General features: G+C 56.3%; 13 protein-coding genes and 5 pseudogenes. 8 read left to right on the forward strand and 10 right to left on the reverse strand.

All coding sequences use genetic code 11. The features are described from left to right. The first annotated feature begins 90 nt into the window (after positions 1-90). A complete protein-coding gene (locus ACZ1HE_RS22905; protein WP_472624936.1) occupies positions 91-546 on the forward strand; it encodes an AraC family transcriptional regulator in 456 nt (151 codons plus the stop codon). A gap of 17 nt (positions 547-563) precedes the next feature. Continuing rightward, positions 564-1,097, forward strand: a complete 534-nt coding sequence (locus ACZ1HE_RS22910) for a GlxA family transcriptional regulator (protein ID WP_472624938.1) — start codon at positions 564-566, stop codon at positions 1,095-1,097. 90 nt (positions 1,098-1,187) lie between these two features. Here the strand turns inward: ACZ1HE_RS22910 and ACZ1HE_RS22915 are convergent, their stop codons facing one another. Beyond that, positions 1,188-1,985: a glycoside hydrolase family 25 protein gene (locus tag ACZ1HE_RS22915; protein WP_472624940.1), complete on the reverse strand. Its 798-nt coding sequence runs from the start codon at positions 1,983-1,985 to the stop codon at positions 1,188-1,190. Positions 1,986-2,173: 188 nt separating this feature from the next. On the opposite strand from ACZ1HE_RS22915, the pseudogene ACZ1HE_RS22920 reads away from it, so the two are divergent. The 4 genes and pseudogenes from ACZ1HE_RS22920 (at position 2,174) to ACZ1HE_RS22935 (ending at position 6,270) form a co-directional block, all read left to right on the forward strand. Next, positions 2,174-3,026 (forward strand): annotated as a pseudogene (locus ACZ1HE_RS22920) (D-amino-acid transaminase). 240 nt (positions 3,027-3,266) lie between these two features. Next, positions 3,267-4,007 (forward strand): hypothetical protein, encoded by a 741-nt coding sequence (locus tag ACZ1HE_RS22925; RefSeq protein WP_472624942.1) that lies wholly within the window; start codon positions 3,267-3,269, stop codon positions 4,005-4,007. Positions 4,008-4,267: 260 nt separating this feature from the next. Beyond that, positions 4,268-5,152 carry a hypothetical protein gene (locus tag ACZ1HE_RS22930; protein ID WP_472624944.1) on the forward strand — a complete coding sequence of 295 codons (885 nt, stop codon included), beginning with the start codon at positions 4,268-4,270 and terminating at the stop codon, positions 5,150-5,152. Further along, positions 5,149-6,270, forward strand: a complete 1,122-nt coding sequence (locus tag ACZ1HE_RS22935) for a hypothetical protein (RefSeq protein ID WP_472624946.1) — start codon at positions 5,149-5,151, stop codon at positions 6,268-6,270. The genes ACZ1HE_RS22930 and ACZ1HE_RS22935 overlap by 4 nt, the downstream gene beginning before the upstream one ends. A gap of 56 nt (positions 6,271-6,326) precedes the next feature. On the opposite strand, the pseudogene ACZ1HE_RS22940 reads toward ACZ1HE_RS22935, so the two are convergent. The 6 genes and pseudogenes from ACZ1HE_RS22940 to ACZ1HE_RS22965 all read right to left on the reverse strand — a co-directional run bounded on the left by ACZ1HE_RS22940 (position 6,327) and on the right by ACZ1HE_RS22965 (position 13,609). Then, positions 6,327-8,541, reverse strand: a pseudogene (locus ACZ1HE_RS22940) (NADP-dependent isocitrate dehydrogenase). A gap of 259 nt (positions 8,542-8,800) precedes the next feature. Further along, positions 8,801-10,265, reverse strand: a pseudogene (locus tag ACZ1HE_RS22945) (aldehyde dehydrogenase). A gap of 9 nt (positions 10,266-10,274) precedes the next feature. After that, positions 10,275-11,311, reverse strand: a pseudogene (locus ACZ1HE_RS22950) (LLM class flavin-dependent oxidoreductase). A gap of 3 nt (positions 11,312-11,314) precedes the next feature. Continuing rightward, positions 11,315-12,232, reverse strand: a complete 918-nt coding sequence (locus ACZ1HE_RS22955) for a flavin reductase family protein (protein ID WP_472624948.1) — start codon at positions 12,230-12,232, stop codon at positions 11,315-11,317. Then, positions 12,229-13,035, reverse strand: a complete 807-nt coding sequence (locus ACZ1HE_RS22960; RefSeq protein WP_472624950.1) for an alpha/beta fold hydrolase — start codon at positions 13,033-13,035, stop codon at positions 12,229-12,231. Before ACZ1HE_RS22960 ends, ACZ1HE_RS22955 begins: the two co-directional genes overlap by 4 nt. After that, positions 13,007-13,609 carry an amino acid synthesis family protein gene (locus ACZ1HE_RS22965; RefSeq protein WP_472624952.1) on the reverse strand — a complete coding sequence of 201 codons (603 nt, stop codon included), beginning with the start codon at positions 13,607-13,609 and terminating at the stop codon, positions 13,007-13,009. Before ACZ1HE_RS22965 ends, ACZ1HE_RS22960 begins: the two co-directional genes overlap by 29 nt. Before the next feature lie 108 nt (positions 13,610-13,717). On the opposite strand from ACZ1HE_RS22965, the gene ACZ1HE_RS22970 reads away from it, so the two are divergent. Together ACZ1HE_RS22970 and ACZ1HE_RS22975 are read left to right on the forward strand one after the other, a co-directional pair. Then, positions 13,718-14,404 carry a GntR family transcriptional regulator gene (locus ACZ1HE_RS22970; RefSeq protein WP_472624954.1) on the forward strand — a complete coding sequence of 229 codons (687 nt, stop codon included), beginning with the start codon at positions 13,718-13,720 and terminating at the stop codon, positions 14,402-14,404. Positions 14,405-14,408: 4 nt separating this feature from the next. Further along, complete coding sequence (locus ACZ1HE_RS22975) at positions 14,409-14,699, forward strand: DUF1330 domain-containing protein (protein ID WP_472624956.1); 291 nt, start codon at positions 14,409-14,411, stop codon at positions 14,697-14,699. On the opposite strand, the gene ACZ1HE_RS22980 is transcribed toward ACZ1HE_RS22975, so the two are convergent. The 3 genes and pseudogenes from ACZ1HE_RS22980 to ACZ1HE_RS22990 form a co-directional block, all read right to left on the reverse strand. After that, complete coding sequence (locus tag ACZ1HE_RS22980) at positions 14,696-16,210, reverse strand: tripartite tricarboxylate transporter permease (protein ID WP_472624958.1); 1,515 nt, start codon at positions 16,208-16,210, stop codon at positions 14,696-14,698. The two genes, ACZ1HE_RS22975 and ACZ1HE_RS22980, sit on opposite strands and share 4 nt — an antisense overlap. Before the next feature lies 1 nt (position 16,211). Next, positions 16,212-16,694, reverse strand: coding sequence for a tripartite tricarboxylate transporter TctB family protein (locus ACZ1HE_RS22985; protein ID WP_472624960.1), 483 nt, complete (start codon positions 16,692-16,694; stop codon positions 16,212-16,214). A gap of 57 nt (positions 16,695-16,751) precedes the next feature. Continuing rightward, a pseudogene (locus ACZ1HE_RS22990) lies at positions 16,752-17,739 on the reverse strand (tripartite tricarboxylate transporter substrate binding protein). Positions 17,740-17,762: the final 23 nt, after the last annotated feature.

The raw sequence follows: 17,762 nt of genomic DNA on the forward strand, positions 1-17,762 counted from the left end.
CCTCAACTATAGCTGAATGCTAAGAAAGTGCCCGACATCCACCTGCAAAAGCCTATTTATAGGAATAATCCAGCCCAGAATGAGTTGATCATGCAAGACCGTCTGAAAGCATCGGACAAACGCGAAACAAAGATCGGATTTATCCTGTTTCCCGGGTTCCCCATGTCTTGTCTAAGTTCAGCCATAGAACCGCTAAGGGCAGCCAATGAGATCTCGGGGGGCACAACTTTTTCCTGGGTTCTGATCTCTGAGAATGGTGAGCAGGTACAATCCAGCGCCGAAATACCCTTTCAAACAAACTGTGCTTTGGCTGATGTTCGAGATCTGGACATGCTGTTTCTGACGTCCAGCCCTTCAGGTCAGTTCAGCAACCCAAGGCAATCCAACGGGCAGCTTCGCAGGCTGGCGCGGCACGGTACCATTGTTGGGGCAGTCAGCGGAGGTGTTTTTCCCTGGCACGGTCCGGCTTGGCCGATGGCTCTTCATGCTCGGTTCACTGGTGTTACCAAAGTGCCTTCCAAGAAGAATTTCCGCACTTGGCCATAAGTGACAGTGTCATTCAGATGGACCGGCGCCGATACACGGCATCAGGTGCAGGAGCCGTCTTTGACCTTATGCTTCACGTGATCGAAGATACCCTAGGCGCGACACTTATGACTGAGGTCGCTTGCTGGTTTCAGCATCCTGTCATTCGAAATGAAGGCGTCCGGCAAAAGGTACCCGCTTTCAATTGCGACAGTACGGCAGACGGATTACCCCCGGTTGTATCCAAAGCTGTGGAACTGTTTGGGCAAAACCTTGCGATGCCATTGGCCATGAGTGAAATTGCAGATCACTTGGGCGTATCAGCGCGCCACTTGGAGCGCAGTTTCAAAGCGACGATGGGTGAAAGTCCGGGAAAATACTATCGCGATCTAAGAATGCGCGCAGCCAGACAAATGGTCCTGTATTCCGATGATCCGGTGAGCCAAATTGCGCATGCTGTTGGATATGAAACCTCTGCCAACATGATCCGCAATTATCGTCGTTGTTTTGGCCGTTCTCCGCAAGAAGACCGGCGTCAAACGAACACATTTCGCGCGGAACCCACAGACTGACCTCCGCGCAAGCCTTGGGTATATTCATCAGGCCCTGAAGAACCCGTCGGCGCCTCCGGCACCGCCATCAAATAGACTGCGTCGGACCAATCATCGTGCCCATTCCAGCCATCGCTCCGGTGATCCTCTGAAAACGTTGATGTCGACGTTCCCCGCTATGCCCGGCACAATGCCTGTTCCCGTGTATTGCCAAAACGTCCATGTTTGGCGCGGATATACCTCTTTGGGATGTCCAGCAACGGATCTCAGCCAGAATTCGGTGGCCCGCAACTTTCCAATTCCGGTGTCGCGGTAAAAGTCGACTGTGGTGTAAACGATCGGTCGGCGGCCGTAATGACGCTCAAGGATGCTCAGAAATTTGAGCGCCTCAGAGCGAACAGTTGCCCCGTCAGGACGTTTTGTGCAGGTGCGGGAACGCGGGGTCCATTCCATGTCCAAAACATGTGGCAAGGCGCCCGAGTCCTTGGGCACATTGCGAATGAACCAACGGGCCTGTTCCTCTGCCGTACGGCAGAAGTAATAGTAATGATAAGCCCCGTACCTCACTCCGGCTCGCTTGGCGCCGTCCCGGTGCAATTCAAATTTGGGGTCGGCCACGTCCCCGCCTTCGGTCGCCTTGATAAAGGCGAAACTAACGCCAGAATTACGTGCCTTGCGCCAATCAATCGATCCCTGCCAGCGCGAGATGTCGATACCGTGCACGGGGTAGGCACGCGGCGAACGACCTTCCCATTCGTGTGGGTCGCTGTCACCAAATTTGGGATATGTCACCACCGGCCCGCCAACAGGTGATACCCGCGCAGATTGAGGCTCGGGCGCACGCTGCCTCGAACCGCAGGAGACCAGAGAAACCGCCACTAAAAACAAACCAAGATACTTGAACATCATTCCTCCGGCTCTTGGGCAAAACCGCCCGCCTGACGCCATTAGATGACGCGCGGCGCGAGAATGACCACCTCTTTTTTGGGCCCCACACAATTTGGTCGGATCATGCCAATAGACTCTTGTAATTGCCTTCGAGGTCAGGTCTCGACATAACGTTCGACAACGTTTGATTTCAGCCCCAGGACCTTCCAATGACCCGCACCGTTTTCGTAAATGGCACCTACCTGCCCGAGGATCAGGCCACCGTTTCGATCTTTGACCGCGGGTTTTTGATGGGTGATGCAATTTACGAGGTTACAACTGTCATTGACGGCAAGTTGATCGAGTTTCCCGCCCATATGGCGCGCCTTGCTCGCTCGCTTGCCGAGATCGAAATGCCCTTCAAGGTTGACGAGGAAACTCTGCTGGCGATGCATCGTGAGTTGATTGCCCAAAATAATCTGAACCAAGGCATGGTATACATGCAGATCAGCCGCGGCCCTGCAGATCGCGATTTTGTCTACCCTGCCGATCCGAAACCCACGCTGATCGCCTTTACGCAATCGATTCCTTGGCTTTCGATGCCCTTTATCGAGATCTGGGTTGAAGGTCGTATCCTGCCCCGACAAACGCTGGGGTCGACGCGATATCAAAACCGTGCAGATTCTGTGGACATGCATGAGCAAGGTCGATGCCGTGCGCCAGGGCGCTGACGATGTCTGGTTCGTTGAAGACGGGCTGGTAACCGAAGGCTCAAGCTGCAACGCCTTCATCATCAAAGATAACCACCTTATCACCCGTGCCCTGTCCAACGACATCCTGCATGGGGTAACCCGCGCCGTCATCCTGAAATTTGCCAAAGAACAAGGGCTTGAGATCGACGAATGCGGCTTTTCCATTGCAGAGGCTCAACAGGCAGATGAGGCCTTTGTCACTGCCTCACCCCTTTTTGCAACCGGAGTAGTCGAAGTAGATGGCGTTCAGATAGGTTCTGGAAAACCCGGCCCCATGACAATGATTTTGCGAGACGCGCACATTCAAGAAAGTTTGAAACAAGGGCTCTAGCACTTCCTCACTCAACCTCTGATTTTGCAAATTTTGCCAATATGTGATATGGTACGGACATTATTTTTTAGAATACGGAATTTGTTCAATGCCACATTATCTAACGATGGTCGTCCTTGCGACGGTCTTGAGTCTGCCTATCCCGCTGATACCACTTGAACACCCTCAGCCCATGGCAGGCCCTTGTAACCCTGCTGTCCAGAAGTGTTGGTAGGGCGGTTCGCCTACCTTTGACACAACATGGACTGGCTTATCTACACCGGAGCGTTGAGCTTTGGCGCAGTTGCCCTGCTGATCGAAGCCCGACGCAATTATCGCGAGTCGCTGACGCAGACGCCATTTCAGCGGCACCCGATCCTCCAAAACGCGCAGGTCAGCGATCTGTGCACACCCCGCGATGGTTTTGCAGGGTTCGTGATCTATTCGATGCTGTACCTGGTATCATACATCGTCATCCTGTCATCCGCGGAACTTTTTGACCTTCTGCGCAGCGCGAACCTCGCCAAACTGGAGGTAGGGGCAACGACCGCATTCGATCCCTTTGGGGACGATATTCTGAACATCGAAAACACAGTCTATGCAAAGCCAATTTTTGTTTCCGCTTTGCTGATAGCAATCATGTCGGTTGGCGCCATGCGCCCGATTGAAAACACGGTACGATCCGCGGCGCACCGGCTGGCCGGAATTCCCCGCGGCGTTTATCGAGTGATTGACGCTCTACAGACGACGGCCTTTCAACGTTTGGTCAACAAACGCAAACGAGGTTCACTGTCCGCCTATTTTCACACCAAGTTTGAAAAGGCGAAAGACATCCCCCCGATTTGGCCGGATACACTGACGAGATCGATCAAGCGTTACGCTCCATTGATTTGTTGTCGCCAGCAATCACACCAAATCGTCGCGCACAACACTTTCCGGCAGCCGAGCTCGACAAACTCCTGGACATGGCTACGCAGCTGCAAGAAGAGCTGTCGATCCTGAACTCAGAACTTTTGGCTTTTGACTTTAAAGATACCGATGCGTTGCGCAAACTGCATGAAAACGCGGTGCGTGTGGCAAACAACTGCAAGGCCTTGTTTGCTGTTCACTATATTCGCAACAACAGGTCCGTTAAAAACTGTGATCTCGGAACTCCACTTCATGCGGTGATCAAGATCATTGACCGCAACTACAATCCTGAACAGAACTCTTTTGCGCTGGCCGTATTCATTTCGGTCTTCCTGACGTTTTCATGCACGTTTTTGGTTTATGACACCTGGTATCACAAGGAGGTTGCGGTCAATCCCGGCAGAGCAGCTTCACAGATTGAGACCATAATTGACACAGGTGACCTACCCTTCGAAGCGGCCGACTGTTTGGTTGGTGACCTAAAACCAGATCAAAAAGAAAAGTGCCAACAAGTTCTTGAGGAAGGAAAATCCGACTATCTGTTTGCCATTCGCCCCGAGCTGGCAGCCGAAGCGTTTTGGGATACCTTGAAAACTGCGCTCATCACGCTGGCCGCTGTTGGGGCGGTCACATTTGGTCGGGATGTGCGTATTGAACAGGAAAGCTGGAAACCAGGATGGAGTTTCAACCGGATGCCGTTTCTGCGGCTGTTGGGGCTTTGCATCATTCCAGGGGGACTGGCTTGTCTCGCGGCGGTTTTGGGCAGCCTGTTGGAACTTTGGGTGGAAAATGGGTTCGACATTACCCAAACGCAGCTGATCATTTTATTCGGAAGCGAGAAGATCTATTTCTTCATGATGCCTGTTGTCGGATTTACTCTGGCCTTCGGAACTCTGGTGATACTCGACAAACATGACGATCTGAACATGGCCCGAACCGTGTTCTTTTTGGCAGTCCCAACAGCCATTGCTGTAGGGCTTGCCTGGGCTAGCGTGGTCTATTTTTCCTACAACTTTCCCGATTACTATCTCTTCGATAACCGGTGGTTCAGCTACAAGACCCGCGACTGGTTGATTTTGTCCATGCATCCAATGCTGTTCATCGTCCTCTTCGCCCTGCTGATCGAATTCACCGAGGAAGAAGACCCAGACTCTGATCAACCGCAGTCCAATTGGTTCATGCGCCTGTTCAGAGGCCAAACAACAGTAACCGAAGTCGTTAGGGAGCCTGCAGAATGAAGGGCGTGATTTGGCTTGCCTTGCTGATCGGCTTCAGCTTGCCATCGGCACTGGCACAAACTTCGGAGGCTTGGCCAAAGCTGCGGATCGGTGTGCGATCCGAAGCCCGCCCGTTTTCTTATCAATCGGAAACACTAAGAGATGTCCTGACGGCTGCGACCCCGGGCCCCTTGGCCGCTGAGAATTTTACTGGATACATCGTAAAGATCTGCGACGCCGTTTTGAACGAAATGGTCATTAGCCCAGGCGCTGATGTGCCGTTCAAGCACGATTGGATAGACGTAGTAGATCTGGACGACAGGATCGCAAAACAAGAAACATCAGTGAACAGCCGGTTTGAATTCCTGACAGGCACAGCAAACGGTTCGGTTGAACCGGTCATCGATATTTTGTGTGACCCGGCCACAATAACAAACGAACGACGTAAGGGTTTGATCATTTCACCTCCGGTTTATTTGACGGGTATTTCTTACATCACCCCCCGAGGTGTCGGTCGTGGACGAGGTCAGCAGCAGAGCTCTGACGGATGCCCTGTGCGCAATCCATCGAATCCTAATCGTCTGTTGTTCCTATATGGGCTGGTTGGGAACACCACTGCCGCAAGTTCAGGTATCAACGCCCTTCTGGATCTTGGGGAAATGCCCCAGGATCGCACCGCCCTGATACGTTTTCTCAAAGGTGAAAATCCCTGCGCACAGGAACAGAGTGTTGTCAAAGTTGCCGACGAAATGGGAATGGAACAAAACGTTGATTGGAGCGGCCCAGTCCGCCTTTTCAAAAACCACAAGGATGCGGCAGATGCATTTTGTCGAGGTGAGATATACTATTACGTCGGGGATCGCGAAATCATCATAGAAAATGTAAACGCGATCGCTGGGTGCGAGTTTGAAAACGGAAACAGCACCTTCACAACGGACAGATATGCGATATTTGGCCGGTTGGACTACAAGGACAACCCAAATCGCGCGCTCCTCGTTGCTCGGTTCTTTGAAATTCTATCCCAGAAAATCCTGTCTCATCCGTCGATCATCGATCAGGCATTTTATGATACGTTTCACCCGACCGAACCGACCAAGGCTTTGGAATTCTTCTTTCAATCAGTTCGAGGTACTCCATAAAAAGAAACGCCCGACACTCTGGTCGGGCGTTTCAAGTTTCTACCCTGCAAAATCGATTAATCGACGATCGCGTTCAGGGTCGCGCTTGGGCGCATGATCTTGGCAGTTTTCACCGGATCGGTGTGGTAATAGCCGCCCAGATCAACGGGCTGGCCCTGAACTGCTGCCAGTTCCCCCAGGATCGCCGTTTCACCGTCGGCCAGAGCCTTGGCAACACCCGCAAATTCGGCCGCCAGTTCGGCATCGTCCGATTGCGCCGCCAAGGCTTCGGCCCAATAGCGCGCGAACCAATAGTGGCTGTCGCGGTTGTCGGGTTCACCCACCTTGCGGCTGGGGCTGCGGTTGTTGTCCAGAATGCCTTGGGTCGCAACCTCGGCCGCGTTGCCCAGAACGCCTGCTTTGGCGTTGCCCTGTGCATCGGCCAGGAAGTTCAGCGATTCACCCAGAGCACAGAACTCACCCATCGAGATCCCACCGCAGGTGGTTTTCTTCAACCAACTGCTGCACGTGCTTGGGGGCCGAACCACCCGCGCCGGTTTCGAACAGGCCACCGCCCTGCATCAGCTTGACGATCGACAGCATCTTGGCCGAGGTGCCCAGTTCCAGGATCGGGAACAGGTCGGTCAGATAGTCACGCAGCACGTTGCCCGTGATGGCGATGCTATCGTTGCCAGCCGTGATGGTTTTCAACGACTGAGCCGTTGCTTCGCGTGGCGCCATGATCTGGAACTTGTCGGCAACTCCGGCAGCTTCCAGCACGGGCTTCACGTATGCAATCAGCTGCGCGTCGTGGGCACGGTTTGCGTCCAGCCAGAAGATCGCCTCGGATCCGGTCAAGCGCTGACGGTCCATCGCCAGTTGGATCCAGTTCTCGATCGGCGCCTTCTTGACGGTGCACGACCGCCAGATGTCGCCACCTTCAACCTCATGCGAATGCAGCGTCTCGCCATTGGCCAGAACAATGCGGATGGTGCCGTCGGCGGGGGCTTCAAACGTGGTCGGGTGCGAGCCGTATTCTTCTGCCTTTTGCGCCATCAGTCCAACGTTGGCCACGGCACCGGCGGTGGTCACGTCCAGCGCACCGTTGGCTTTGAAGAAGTTGATAGTCTCGTCATAGACGGTCGAATAGCAGCGGTCGGGAATGACACAGTTGGTGTCGCCCTTCTTGCCTTCGCCGTCCCAGCCCTTGCCGCCTGCGCGGATCACGGCCAGCATCGACGCATCGATGATCACGTCCGACGGCACGTGCAGATTGGTGATGCCCTTGTCGCTGTCGACCATATACATCGCCGGACGGTCTGCATTCACCGCCTCAATAGCGGACATGATCTCGGCGTCGTCTTTGACGCGATCCAGCAGATCACCCATGCCAGAGTTCGGGTTTACACCCAGGGCGTCCAGCTTTTCTCCGAACTGTTCGAACACCGGGGCCAGCCATGCCTTGACCGCGTGGCCAAAGATGATCGGGTCGGACACTTTCATCATGGTCGCTTTCATGTGAAGCGAGAACATGGTGCCGTCTTTCTTGGTGTCTTCGATGGCTGCAGCCAGGAAGGCGCTCAGAGCTTTCGCCGACATGAAGGTCGCGTCAGCGACGGTGCCCTCGTCTAGCGGCCAGGCGTCTTTCAGAACGGTCACGGCGCCGTCTTTGCCAACGAATTCGATCTTGGCAACACCCGCCTGCGCGGCGGTGATGGTGGCGGACACTTCGTTTGCGTAGAAATCGTTGCCCGGCATCGACGACACTTTGGTCTGGCTCGACGCGTCCCAAGCACCCATCGAATGCGGGTTATTCTGAGCGTAGTTCTTGACCGCGCGGGCAGAGCGGCGGTCCGAGTTGCCTTCGCGCAGAACCGGGTTCACAGCGGAACCTTTGATGGCGTCGTAACGTGCACGAACGTCTTTTTCCGCGTCGGTCTGCGGCTCTTCGGGGTAGTTGGGCAGCGCATAACCTTGGGCCTGCAGCTCTTCGACGGCAGCAACCAGCTGCGGCACCGAAGCCGAGATGTTGGGCAGTTTGATGACGTTAGCGGCGGGTGTCTTCACCAGCTCACCCAGTGCCGCCAGATCATTTGACTGGCGCTGTTCGTCGGTCAGGCTTTCGGGAAAGGCCGAAATGATGCGCGCGGCCAGCGAAATATCTGGCGTGCCAACGGTGATTCCAGCCGAGGAAACGAACTTGCGGATGATCGGTAGGAACGAGGCGCTGGCCAGTTCGGGCGCTTCGTCTACAATGGTATACAATAGATCTTGGGTTGAGTTTTCGACCATTTTTCTTACCTTCTCGCCCTTCCTGGGGCGTGCGACTAAGATGAAACTCATGCAGCGGGCTGCTGCGGCTGGTGTGGGGCGAACGCCCCGGCCCCGATGTCAGGGCGCGCACAACATCTCACTGGTGTGCGAATGCCCCCATTTAGATGAACTCTTTGCAACGTTCAATCGACTGCGCGCCGATTCAAGGCGCGCAATTTGACCCAGTCTGCAAGTTTTTCTGTGATCTTGCCGGAAATGCCCGAATTTCGGGCAGCTCTCAGCGCATCACAAATGGATCGGGAATCGGATCATCCGAGGTACGAAGCCACACTGCTTTGACCTTGGTATAGTCCAACGCGGCCTGAATTCCGCCTTCGCGACCATGTCCGCTCAACCCATGTCCACCAAAAGGCGCGATGGGGGACACCGCGCGATAGGTGTTGACCCAGACGATGCTCGGCGCGAATGCCCCGGATCATCCGATGCGCGCGGGTTAGGCTGCTCGTAAACACGCCCGAGGCCAGACCGAAGGCGGTGTTGTTGGCGATCTCAAGCGCCTCTTCTTCGGTGTCAAAGGACAGAACCGACAAGACTGGGCCAAAGAACTCGTTGGTGATACAGTCGGCTTCGGGTGCGTTCGAACAGTCGATGATCGTCGGCGGAAAGTAGAATCCATCGCCTTCCAAAGCCGAGCCACCGGTAATCACCTTGGCTCCTTGTTGTTCTGATGCCTTGATCAACGCAATCGCCCGCTCACGCTGGCGCAGCGTACACAGCGGCCCCACTTCGGTCGCCATGTCATCCGGCACACCGATCACCACCTCTTGGGCTTTGACCTTGAGGCGTTCAAGGAACTCATCCTTGATCGTGTTCGAAATCACCAGACGCGATCCCGCTACACAGCTTTGCCCTGTAGCCGCAAAAATCCCCGACACCTGCGCATTCACCGCGCTTTCGATGTCAGCGTCCTCAAAGACGATGAACGGCGACTTGCCTCCCAGCTCCAGCGAGGTCGAGGCCAGGTTCTCGGCCGAATTGCGCACGATATGCCGCGCGGTATCCGGCCCGCCGGTAAAGGCGACATGATCGACTTTTGCGTGGCTGGTCAAAGCGGCCCCAGCCTCTGCCCCGCCGGTGATGACGTTCAGCACACCTTTGGGAAAACCCGCCTGATCAAAGATGCGGGCAAATTCCAGCATCGGCGCGGGGCCATCTTCGCTGGCTTTCAGCACCACGGTGCAGCCCGCCGCCAAAGCAGGCCCGATTTTGACCGCTGACAGGAACAGTTGCGAGTTCCATGGAACCACGGCAGCCACAACACCTATGGGTTCACGCCGCAGCCAGACTTCCATATCCGGTTTGTCGATGGGCAGATGCGCGCCTTCAATCTTGTCGGCCAACCCGGCGTAATAGCGGTAGTATTCCGCGACATAAGCGATCTGCGCCCTGGTCTCGCGGATGATCTTGCCGGTGTCGCGGGTTTCAAGCTCTGCTAGACGCGGCGCGTTTTCCGCAACCAGATCGGCGAGTTTCAGCAGCAGCTTGCCGCGTTGAGTCGCGGTCATCCCCGCCCAGTCAGACGACAGGAATGCGCGTTCCGCCGCCTCGACCGCGCGGTTCACGTCCGCGACGCTGGCCTCGGGCATCCGCGCCCAAGGCTGCCCTGTCGCCGGATCAAGACTGTCGAACTGCGTCGCGCCGGAATCAAAGGCACCGTCAATATACTGCTGAAACTGTTGCATCATCTGTCCTTATTGAAACGCGGGCATCACGTCCGAAATGAACCGCTCGAGCGAAGCTTTCTTGCGCTCGAAACTCATGCTTGAATCGATCCAGAACGAATATTCATCATATCCCAATGCCTCGTACTTCTTGAGCCGCTCGATCACCGCTGCGGGTTCTCCAATCACCAGATCACGTTCCATGGCTTCGGGCGAATAGAACGGATGGGCCGCCATTTCATCATCGCTCAGCGTCTTGATTAGGCCCTGCTCGACAGGACGTTCGTTTTTGAACCACGCACCAAAGTAGTTGTAGAAACGGTTCAGCTCTTCCGCGCCCAGTTTCACATCCTCTGGGCTATCGGCCACATAGGTGTGCAAGAGCAGCATGATTTTCGGGCGCGGGCGTTCGGGGAATTTGTCGCAGGCGTCGTTGAATTTGACCATCAAACTTTCGATTTCACCATCACCTTGCCACAGCGGTGTCACCTGCACGTTGCAGCCATTGGACACCGCAAACTCGTGGCTGTTCGGATCACGCGCCGCAACCCAGATCGGCGGGCCGTTCTCCTGCACTGGCAGGGAGAAGACGTGGTCGAAGGGAAGGAATAAAACTCTCCCTCTTGGGCATAATCGCCCTCCCACAGCTTTTGCACGGCCGGGATCAGCTCGCGCATACGTTGACCTGCTTCCCAGGCGTCCATACCCGGCATCATGCGTTCGTATTCATAAGAATACGCCCCCCGCGCAATTCCAAGGTCCAGACGACCGTTGGTGATGATGTCGGTCATCGCCGCCTCACCCGCCAACCGGATTGGGTGCCAGAACGGCGCAATCACGGTGCCGGTGCCAAGGCGCACGTTCTTGGTTTTGTTCGCCACGTCGATCAGGTTCAGAAACGGATTGGGCGAGATGGTGAAATTCATCCCATGATGTTCCCCCGTCCAAACCGCATGCATCCCGCCCTCGTCAGCGATTTTGCACAGCTCGATGAACTCATCATACAGCTGCTTTTGGTCCTGTTCTGGAGAAATCCGCTCCATATGCGCAAACAGTGAAAACTTCATGCCTCAACTCCCTGACATGATCGGGCGGACTTTGCCGCTGATTTGATCGCCAAAATAGATCCCGTAGTTGCCAAGCCGGTTTTCCCCGGCAAAGCGTTCAAGCATGATGCGAAGCGCCGGATCGGCCACATCCATCAAGGTTGATTTGCTCAAACTTGTAAAACTGCCCTTTTTGGGGGCGCCTTCGTCCGCTTGGCACAGAAACGAGATATGCTGGTGTTCGCGCGCACCATCTTCGAAAACGGAATAGATGAAACCCGGATCAGCCGGGATGCCAGCATCCACAATCAACCGGTTCAGGGCCGCGGTGGCCCCGTCGGCACCTACATGCATTTGCGGCAGCGTCACACCGCCCAGCCCATCGTCGACCATCAAGACCTCTTCGCCACGCGAGATGAGCGCGCTTACGATCAACTTTGCCCCACGCCGCAGCGCCTCGGCCTCGGCCGCCGGGGTGACATAGGCCCCGCGAGAGTATCCCAGACCGGGTGCAGTACTGGTGTCAAAGGCTTCGACCTTGCCAATCAGGATGACATGGTCCCCTGCGGGCACTGTCTGATGCATCGAGCAGTCGAACCAAGCCGACACATCGTCAAACACGGGCGAACCATGTGGGCCGTTGGTCCAGTTCACCGCTTCAAAGCGATCCTCGACCGGGCGGGCAAATGTGTTCGACACATCCTTTTGCCCCTCAGACAGCACGTTGACCGCAAACCCCTTGGCCTGTGTGAGTGCATCATAGTTCTGCGAGGAGTTCGCCAGACAGACCAGAACCAACGGCGGATCGAGTGAGACCGAGGTGAATGAATTGGCGGTGAACCCCAGCGGGTTTCCCTCACCATCGTGCGACGTCACCACCGTCACCCCGGTCATGAACGTGCCAAAGGCATTGCGCAAAGCGCGCGGGTCAATCGTGGTCATTCCGGGCTCCTTTCCGTGGCTGGACGGGCCAACCATGCTTGCAGGATATCAGTAACAACATCTGGCGCGGTTAGATTCACCATATGCCGATGGTCTTCGATGATCACCGCCTCACCATCCTGTGCTGCATCTGCCATCGCCTGAGACATCTCGGGCGTGGAGTTCGGATCACCATCGCCAGTCAGCGCGAGCATAGGGCAAGCCACATTGGGCCACCCATCCACATAGGTGTCATCGCCACGCGCGAAAGCTCCGTAAGCCGTTGCATAGCCGCCTTGATCGACCTCTTTCAGCCATCCGGCCACCTGATCCCGAGCCGCTTTCTGATGTGGAGCAAACCAGCGGTTCAATGGCGTCTCAAGATCAACTGGCCCGTTAAGGATTTCAGCAGCCCGCGCCTCGACCGCTTGCCGCGCATCGACAGGGCGACGGTACACCCCGTTCACCACAGCCACCCGCTTCACTTGGTCAGGATGTTCAATGGCCATGCCACCGGCAATCAGCGCACCCATCGAATGGCCTGCCAAATTGACCGGGCCAATGTCCAAAGCCGCTAGGACTGCGCTGGCCCAGGCCACAAAATCAGGCAGCTCTGCTGTATCATGCAAGGGATCACTGCCCCCATGCCCCGGCATATCCACTGCAATCACGCGATGGGTGGCAGACAAGGCATCAATCTGTGGACCCCACGCGGCCGATTGCATGCCGACCCCGTGGATCAGCACCACCGGTTCGCCCTGCCCCGCCGCGCGATAGGCGACTTGGCCGTATGGCTTAGACAGCTGCAGGGTTGTCAACGTCATGGCCCAGATCCTTGAGGTCCTGATAGCGGTCACCAATGCGGTGATGCGGACGCCCGCCGATGCTGGCACCAAGCGCGATCACAATCTCATCCGGCCCCGGCGCATCCGCAACCGAGGTCTGGATGGTGAGATAGTGCGAGCGACGGCCAGCATCGTTCTTGTCCATCAACGGGATCAGCAGCGGTGCGTTAGCGGGACCGCGCGTGTTGCAGAAGGACAGGTAGCTTTTGGCGCCAACCGCCTCACGGAAGTGATTGCCAAAGCGCAAGGTGTGGATCAGGCCCGAGACATGCTCGACCTCGCCATTCACACCGACGATACCGGATTTGCCGTAACCTTCGACCTTGTCACCACCACCGGCGGTGTCGATGACCATCTCTGTCAGCAGCTCACCCAAACCAGGCGCACAATCCAGGATGCCGGGTTTCAGGTCGTCAACAAAGCCCTGCCCAGCCCATGGGTTCCGGATCACGGCAATTGCGGCAATCATCTTGAGCGGCGTAGCAGCAGCCTTGCCCCCCTCGATCAGGGTGTTTTCGACAAACAGCTGTGTCTTGCGAATTTCTGCGGGCATTGGGGCACCTGAAGCAATGAATGAGTCGTTGGCAAGAATATGGTATACCATTATACCATACGTCAAGATGACCTTGTTCCACGTGCTACAGATTGTTAGAGATTTACCATGACCAAAACCGGCCTTCCCGACCTCAAGATCGAGCACACCCCTGTCACCCTGCGCGAAATCGTGCAGGAGAAAATGCGAGAAGCGATTATCGAGGGGCATTTTGAACCGGGGCAACGTCTGGTCGAGCGCCCCTTGTGTGATCAGCTGGGCGTCAGCCGGACAGTCGTGCGCGAGACCATTCGTTATCTTGAGGCCGAAGGTTTGGTGGAAATCTTGCCAAATAAAGGGCCGATCGTGGCCACTTTGGACTGGGACGATGCCCGCCAGATTTATGACATTCGCCGAATGTTGGAATCTGCTGCGGCCATGGCCTGCGCAGAACTTGGTGACAAGAAAACCCGCAAGGCGTTGAAGGCGGCTCTCGCCAATCTGGAAAGGGCTTTTGACGACGGCTCCCCACGTGCTTTGTTCAAGGCGACGGCGCAGTTCTATGAAGTCATCTTTACTGGCGCCGGACACAGCATCGCATGGGAAGTTGTCAATCGCTTGAATGGGCGTATTAGCCGGTTGCGGGTCATGACGCTGTCCACCGCGGATCGCAAGAAACCCGGGCTGGGGCATATGACGGCAATCTGCAACGCGATCGCAGACGGCAACCCGAAGCTGGCTCGCGACGCGGTTCACGCCCATATCGACGATGCATCCACAATCGCCAAACGCCTGCTGGCGCAAGAAGAGGAATAGAGCGATGCCCAAAGCCTATTGGATCGCCCAGGTCACCGTAACTGACCCCGACCGCTACGCCGGATACCAAGCCGTGGCCCCTGCTGCGTTCCAAAATCACGGCGCTCGGTTTTTGGCCCGTGGCGGCCGAACCGAAACCGTCGAAGGCCCCGAATGGGCCCGCCATGTGGTGATCGAGTTTGAGAGCATGGAACAAGCGCTGGCCTGCTACAACTCAGACGACTACACCGCCGCGCGGGAACGGCGCGACGGTGCATGTGAGGCTCAGATCTTTATCACCGAAGGGATGGATTAATCTCCATCCGCAACGCCCTGCTGGCGCGCCCTTGCGCGACGAGCGCGGTAGCTGGGCAGTAGCACCAGGATCACTGCGATCACCAACAGACCAAGCGTCATTGGACGCTCCCAAATGAAGCCGATCCCATCATAGAGCTGCATAGAGCGCGAAAAGTTATCCTCGAGCATGCCACCCAGAATGAAACCGATCAGCAGGGGTGCAAGTGGATAGTCGGCGAACTTCAATGCGGTTGCGCAGATCCCGAAAGCAACCAGCAGCAACAGCTCCGTGGCATTGTTCTGACCGATGTAAGCCCCCATCAGGGTGAAGAACAAAATGAACGGGATCAGGTAGTTGCGCGGAACCGACAGCACCTTAGCAATGTAAGGGATCAGCGGCAGGTTCAGGATCAAAAGGATCAGGTTGCCGATGAACATCGACATGATCACCGCCCAGAAAATCTGTGGCTCATCGATCATCAGACGTGGGCCAGGCGTGACGTTCAGCGCCAGCAGCGCACCTAACAGAATGGCCGTGGTTCCAGAACCGGGAATGCCCAGTGTCAGCAAGGGCACAAATGATCCGGTGCAGGCCGCATTGTTCGCAGTCTCAGGCGCAGCAAGTCCCTTGATCGAGCCCTTACCGAACTCGTCCTGTTCTTCCTTGGTGGCAATGTTGCGTTCAACCGCATAGCCCAGAAAGCTGGCAATCGTTGCACCCGCACCAGGCAGAACTCCGATAAAGAAACCCTGTAGCGATTGGCGACCAATGACTGGCGCGATTGCTTTGGCCTCGGATCTGCTGATGCGCAGGTCCTTGATCTCTCCACTATTGTCACCGGAAAGATTCTTGGGCTTGAGCACAAGGAACAGTGCTTCGGGCAAGGCAAACATGGCCATGGCCAACGTGATGAAGCCGAAACCCGATTGCAGATCCATGATCCCCATCGTGAAGCGAGGCATATTGAACAATGCACCTTCGCCAACAGTTGCCATGATCAGACCGAGCAGGGTCATCAACAGCGCCTTGGCCACCTGACCAGTCCCGGCAAAGGCCGCGATCGCAGACAGGCCGACTACCATCAGCGCAAAATACTCGGCCGAATGGAACAGCAGCGCCACCGATGACAGAGCCGGAGCAAAGATCATCAACAGCAACGCACCAATGAACCCGCCTGAGAAACTGGCGATTGCAGCAATTGTCAGCGCCTTGCCCGCTTTACCCTGTCGGGCCATTGGATAGCCGTCAAAGCTGCTGGCAACAGTTCCTGCAACCCCCGGCGCGTTCAACAGGATCGATGAGGTCGAACCGCCGAAAATCGCGCCGTAGTAAACCCCGGCAAGAAGGATCAGCGCAGCAGATGGATCGCCAAGCGAGATCGCAACCGGGATCATGATGGCGATGATCGACATCGGCCCCAGTCCAGGCAGCATGCCGATGAATGTCCCGATCAGACACCCACCGATCACCATCAGCAGGTTTTGAAGGGAAAAGGCCGTTTGAAGACCAATCAGCAGTCCTTCGAGCATATCAGCCTCCAATAAATCCGGGCAATGGGCGCATGTAGATGCCAAGCACTTGCTGCACGAGGTACCAGACGAACAGGGTTGCGATAACCGCTATGGGAACCATCACATGCCACTTGCGTTCGCCTAAGATGAAAGACCCAAGGATCAGGAACGCCGAAGTCGAAAAGAGAAAGCTAGCCGGACGCAGCAACAGCGCATAGACGACCATGAGGGCAAGCAGGAACAGCGCCTGTCCAAGGTGATAGTCCCCAAGCCGCCGGTAATCGATATCACCGATCTTTTGCTCGCTTTTTTCCAGACCAAGCAGGATGATCAACGACATGGCAATGCCGAGAATGGACAGAACCTTGGGGAAGGTGCTGGGCCAGATCGGGTTGCGTCGCATGAACGGTGCAAGTTGCGCATCCATCGTGAACCAGGCGGCATAGCCATAAGCCACGCAAATCCCGAGCAGTATCAATGCAATCCAGCGGTCTAAAGCCATTGCACCCTCCAAGAATTGAAAACGGTCGGGCGACATGGCGCCCGACCGCGAAAGGTATCAGAGGAAGCCGAGCTTCTTCATCAGATCACCGATGGCCTTTTCCTGTGCCTCAAGGAACGCCAGGAAGTCATCACCCGAGTTGTGAATGTCCACCCAACCGTTGCGATCGCGCACTTCGGCCCATTGCTCGGTTTCATACATCTTGGCGATGACGTCCTGATACATGGCCAGCTTGTCTGCGGGCAGTCCGGGCGCACCAAAGAAGCCGCGCCAGTTCACGAATGTCGTGTCGATGCCCTGCTCTTTCATGGTCATGGCATCAGGAGCCGCTGCAACACGCTCATCCGAGGTCACACCGATGATTTTCACCTCGCCCGCATTCGCAAGATCGACCGCTTCGGAAAAGCCGGTCGACAGCGCAGCGATCTCGCCCGAAAGCAGCGCTGCCATGGCTTTGCCACCCGCGTCATACGGAATGTATTTGACACCAAGCGCATCCTTGCCCGCCGCTTCCATCACCATGGCCGCAACCAGATGGTCCATACCGCCAGGAACCGAGCCGCCACCGATGGCGGTTTTTGATGGTTCAGCGTCATAGGCCGCCATCAGATCGCTCATCGAGTTGATCGGGCTGTCCTTGCCCACGACCAGAGCGGCGTAGTCACCAATGGTGCCGGACACCAGCGTCAGATCACGGAAATTGTGCGGGAACACGCCGGTCAGCGAGCGGATAACGATGGGGGTCGAGATTGACCATCAACGTGCCGTGGTTGCTGTCAGCGTTTTCGATCAGGAACCCGATGGCCTTGCCGCCACCGCCGCCCGACATGTTTTCATAGCTGGCCGTTCCAACCAGACCCGAACCGGTCAGCGCTTCGCCCGTACCACGCGCAGTGCCGTCCCAACCGCCACCGGCACCACCCGGGATCAGAAAGTGGATCGCGTCCACAACAGGTTCCGCGCTGGAGGCCACAGGCGCACCAACGCTCAACGCGGCCGCAGCCGCAATCATCAGGGCGCGACGGCCCAGGTTCATCGTCTTCATGAGGTTCCTCCACGGTTGACAGC

It is taken from the genome of Falsiruegeria sp. JB4-1, from assembly GCF_055693495.1.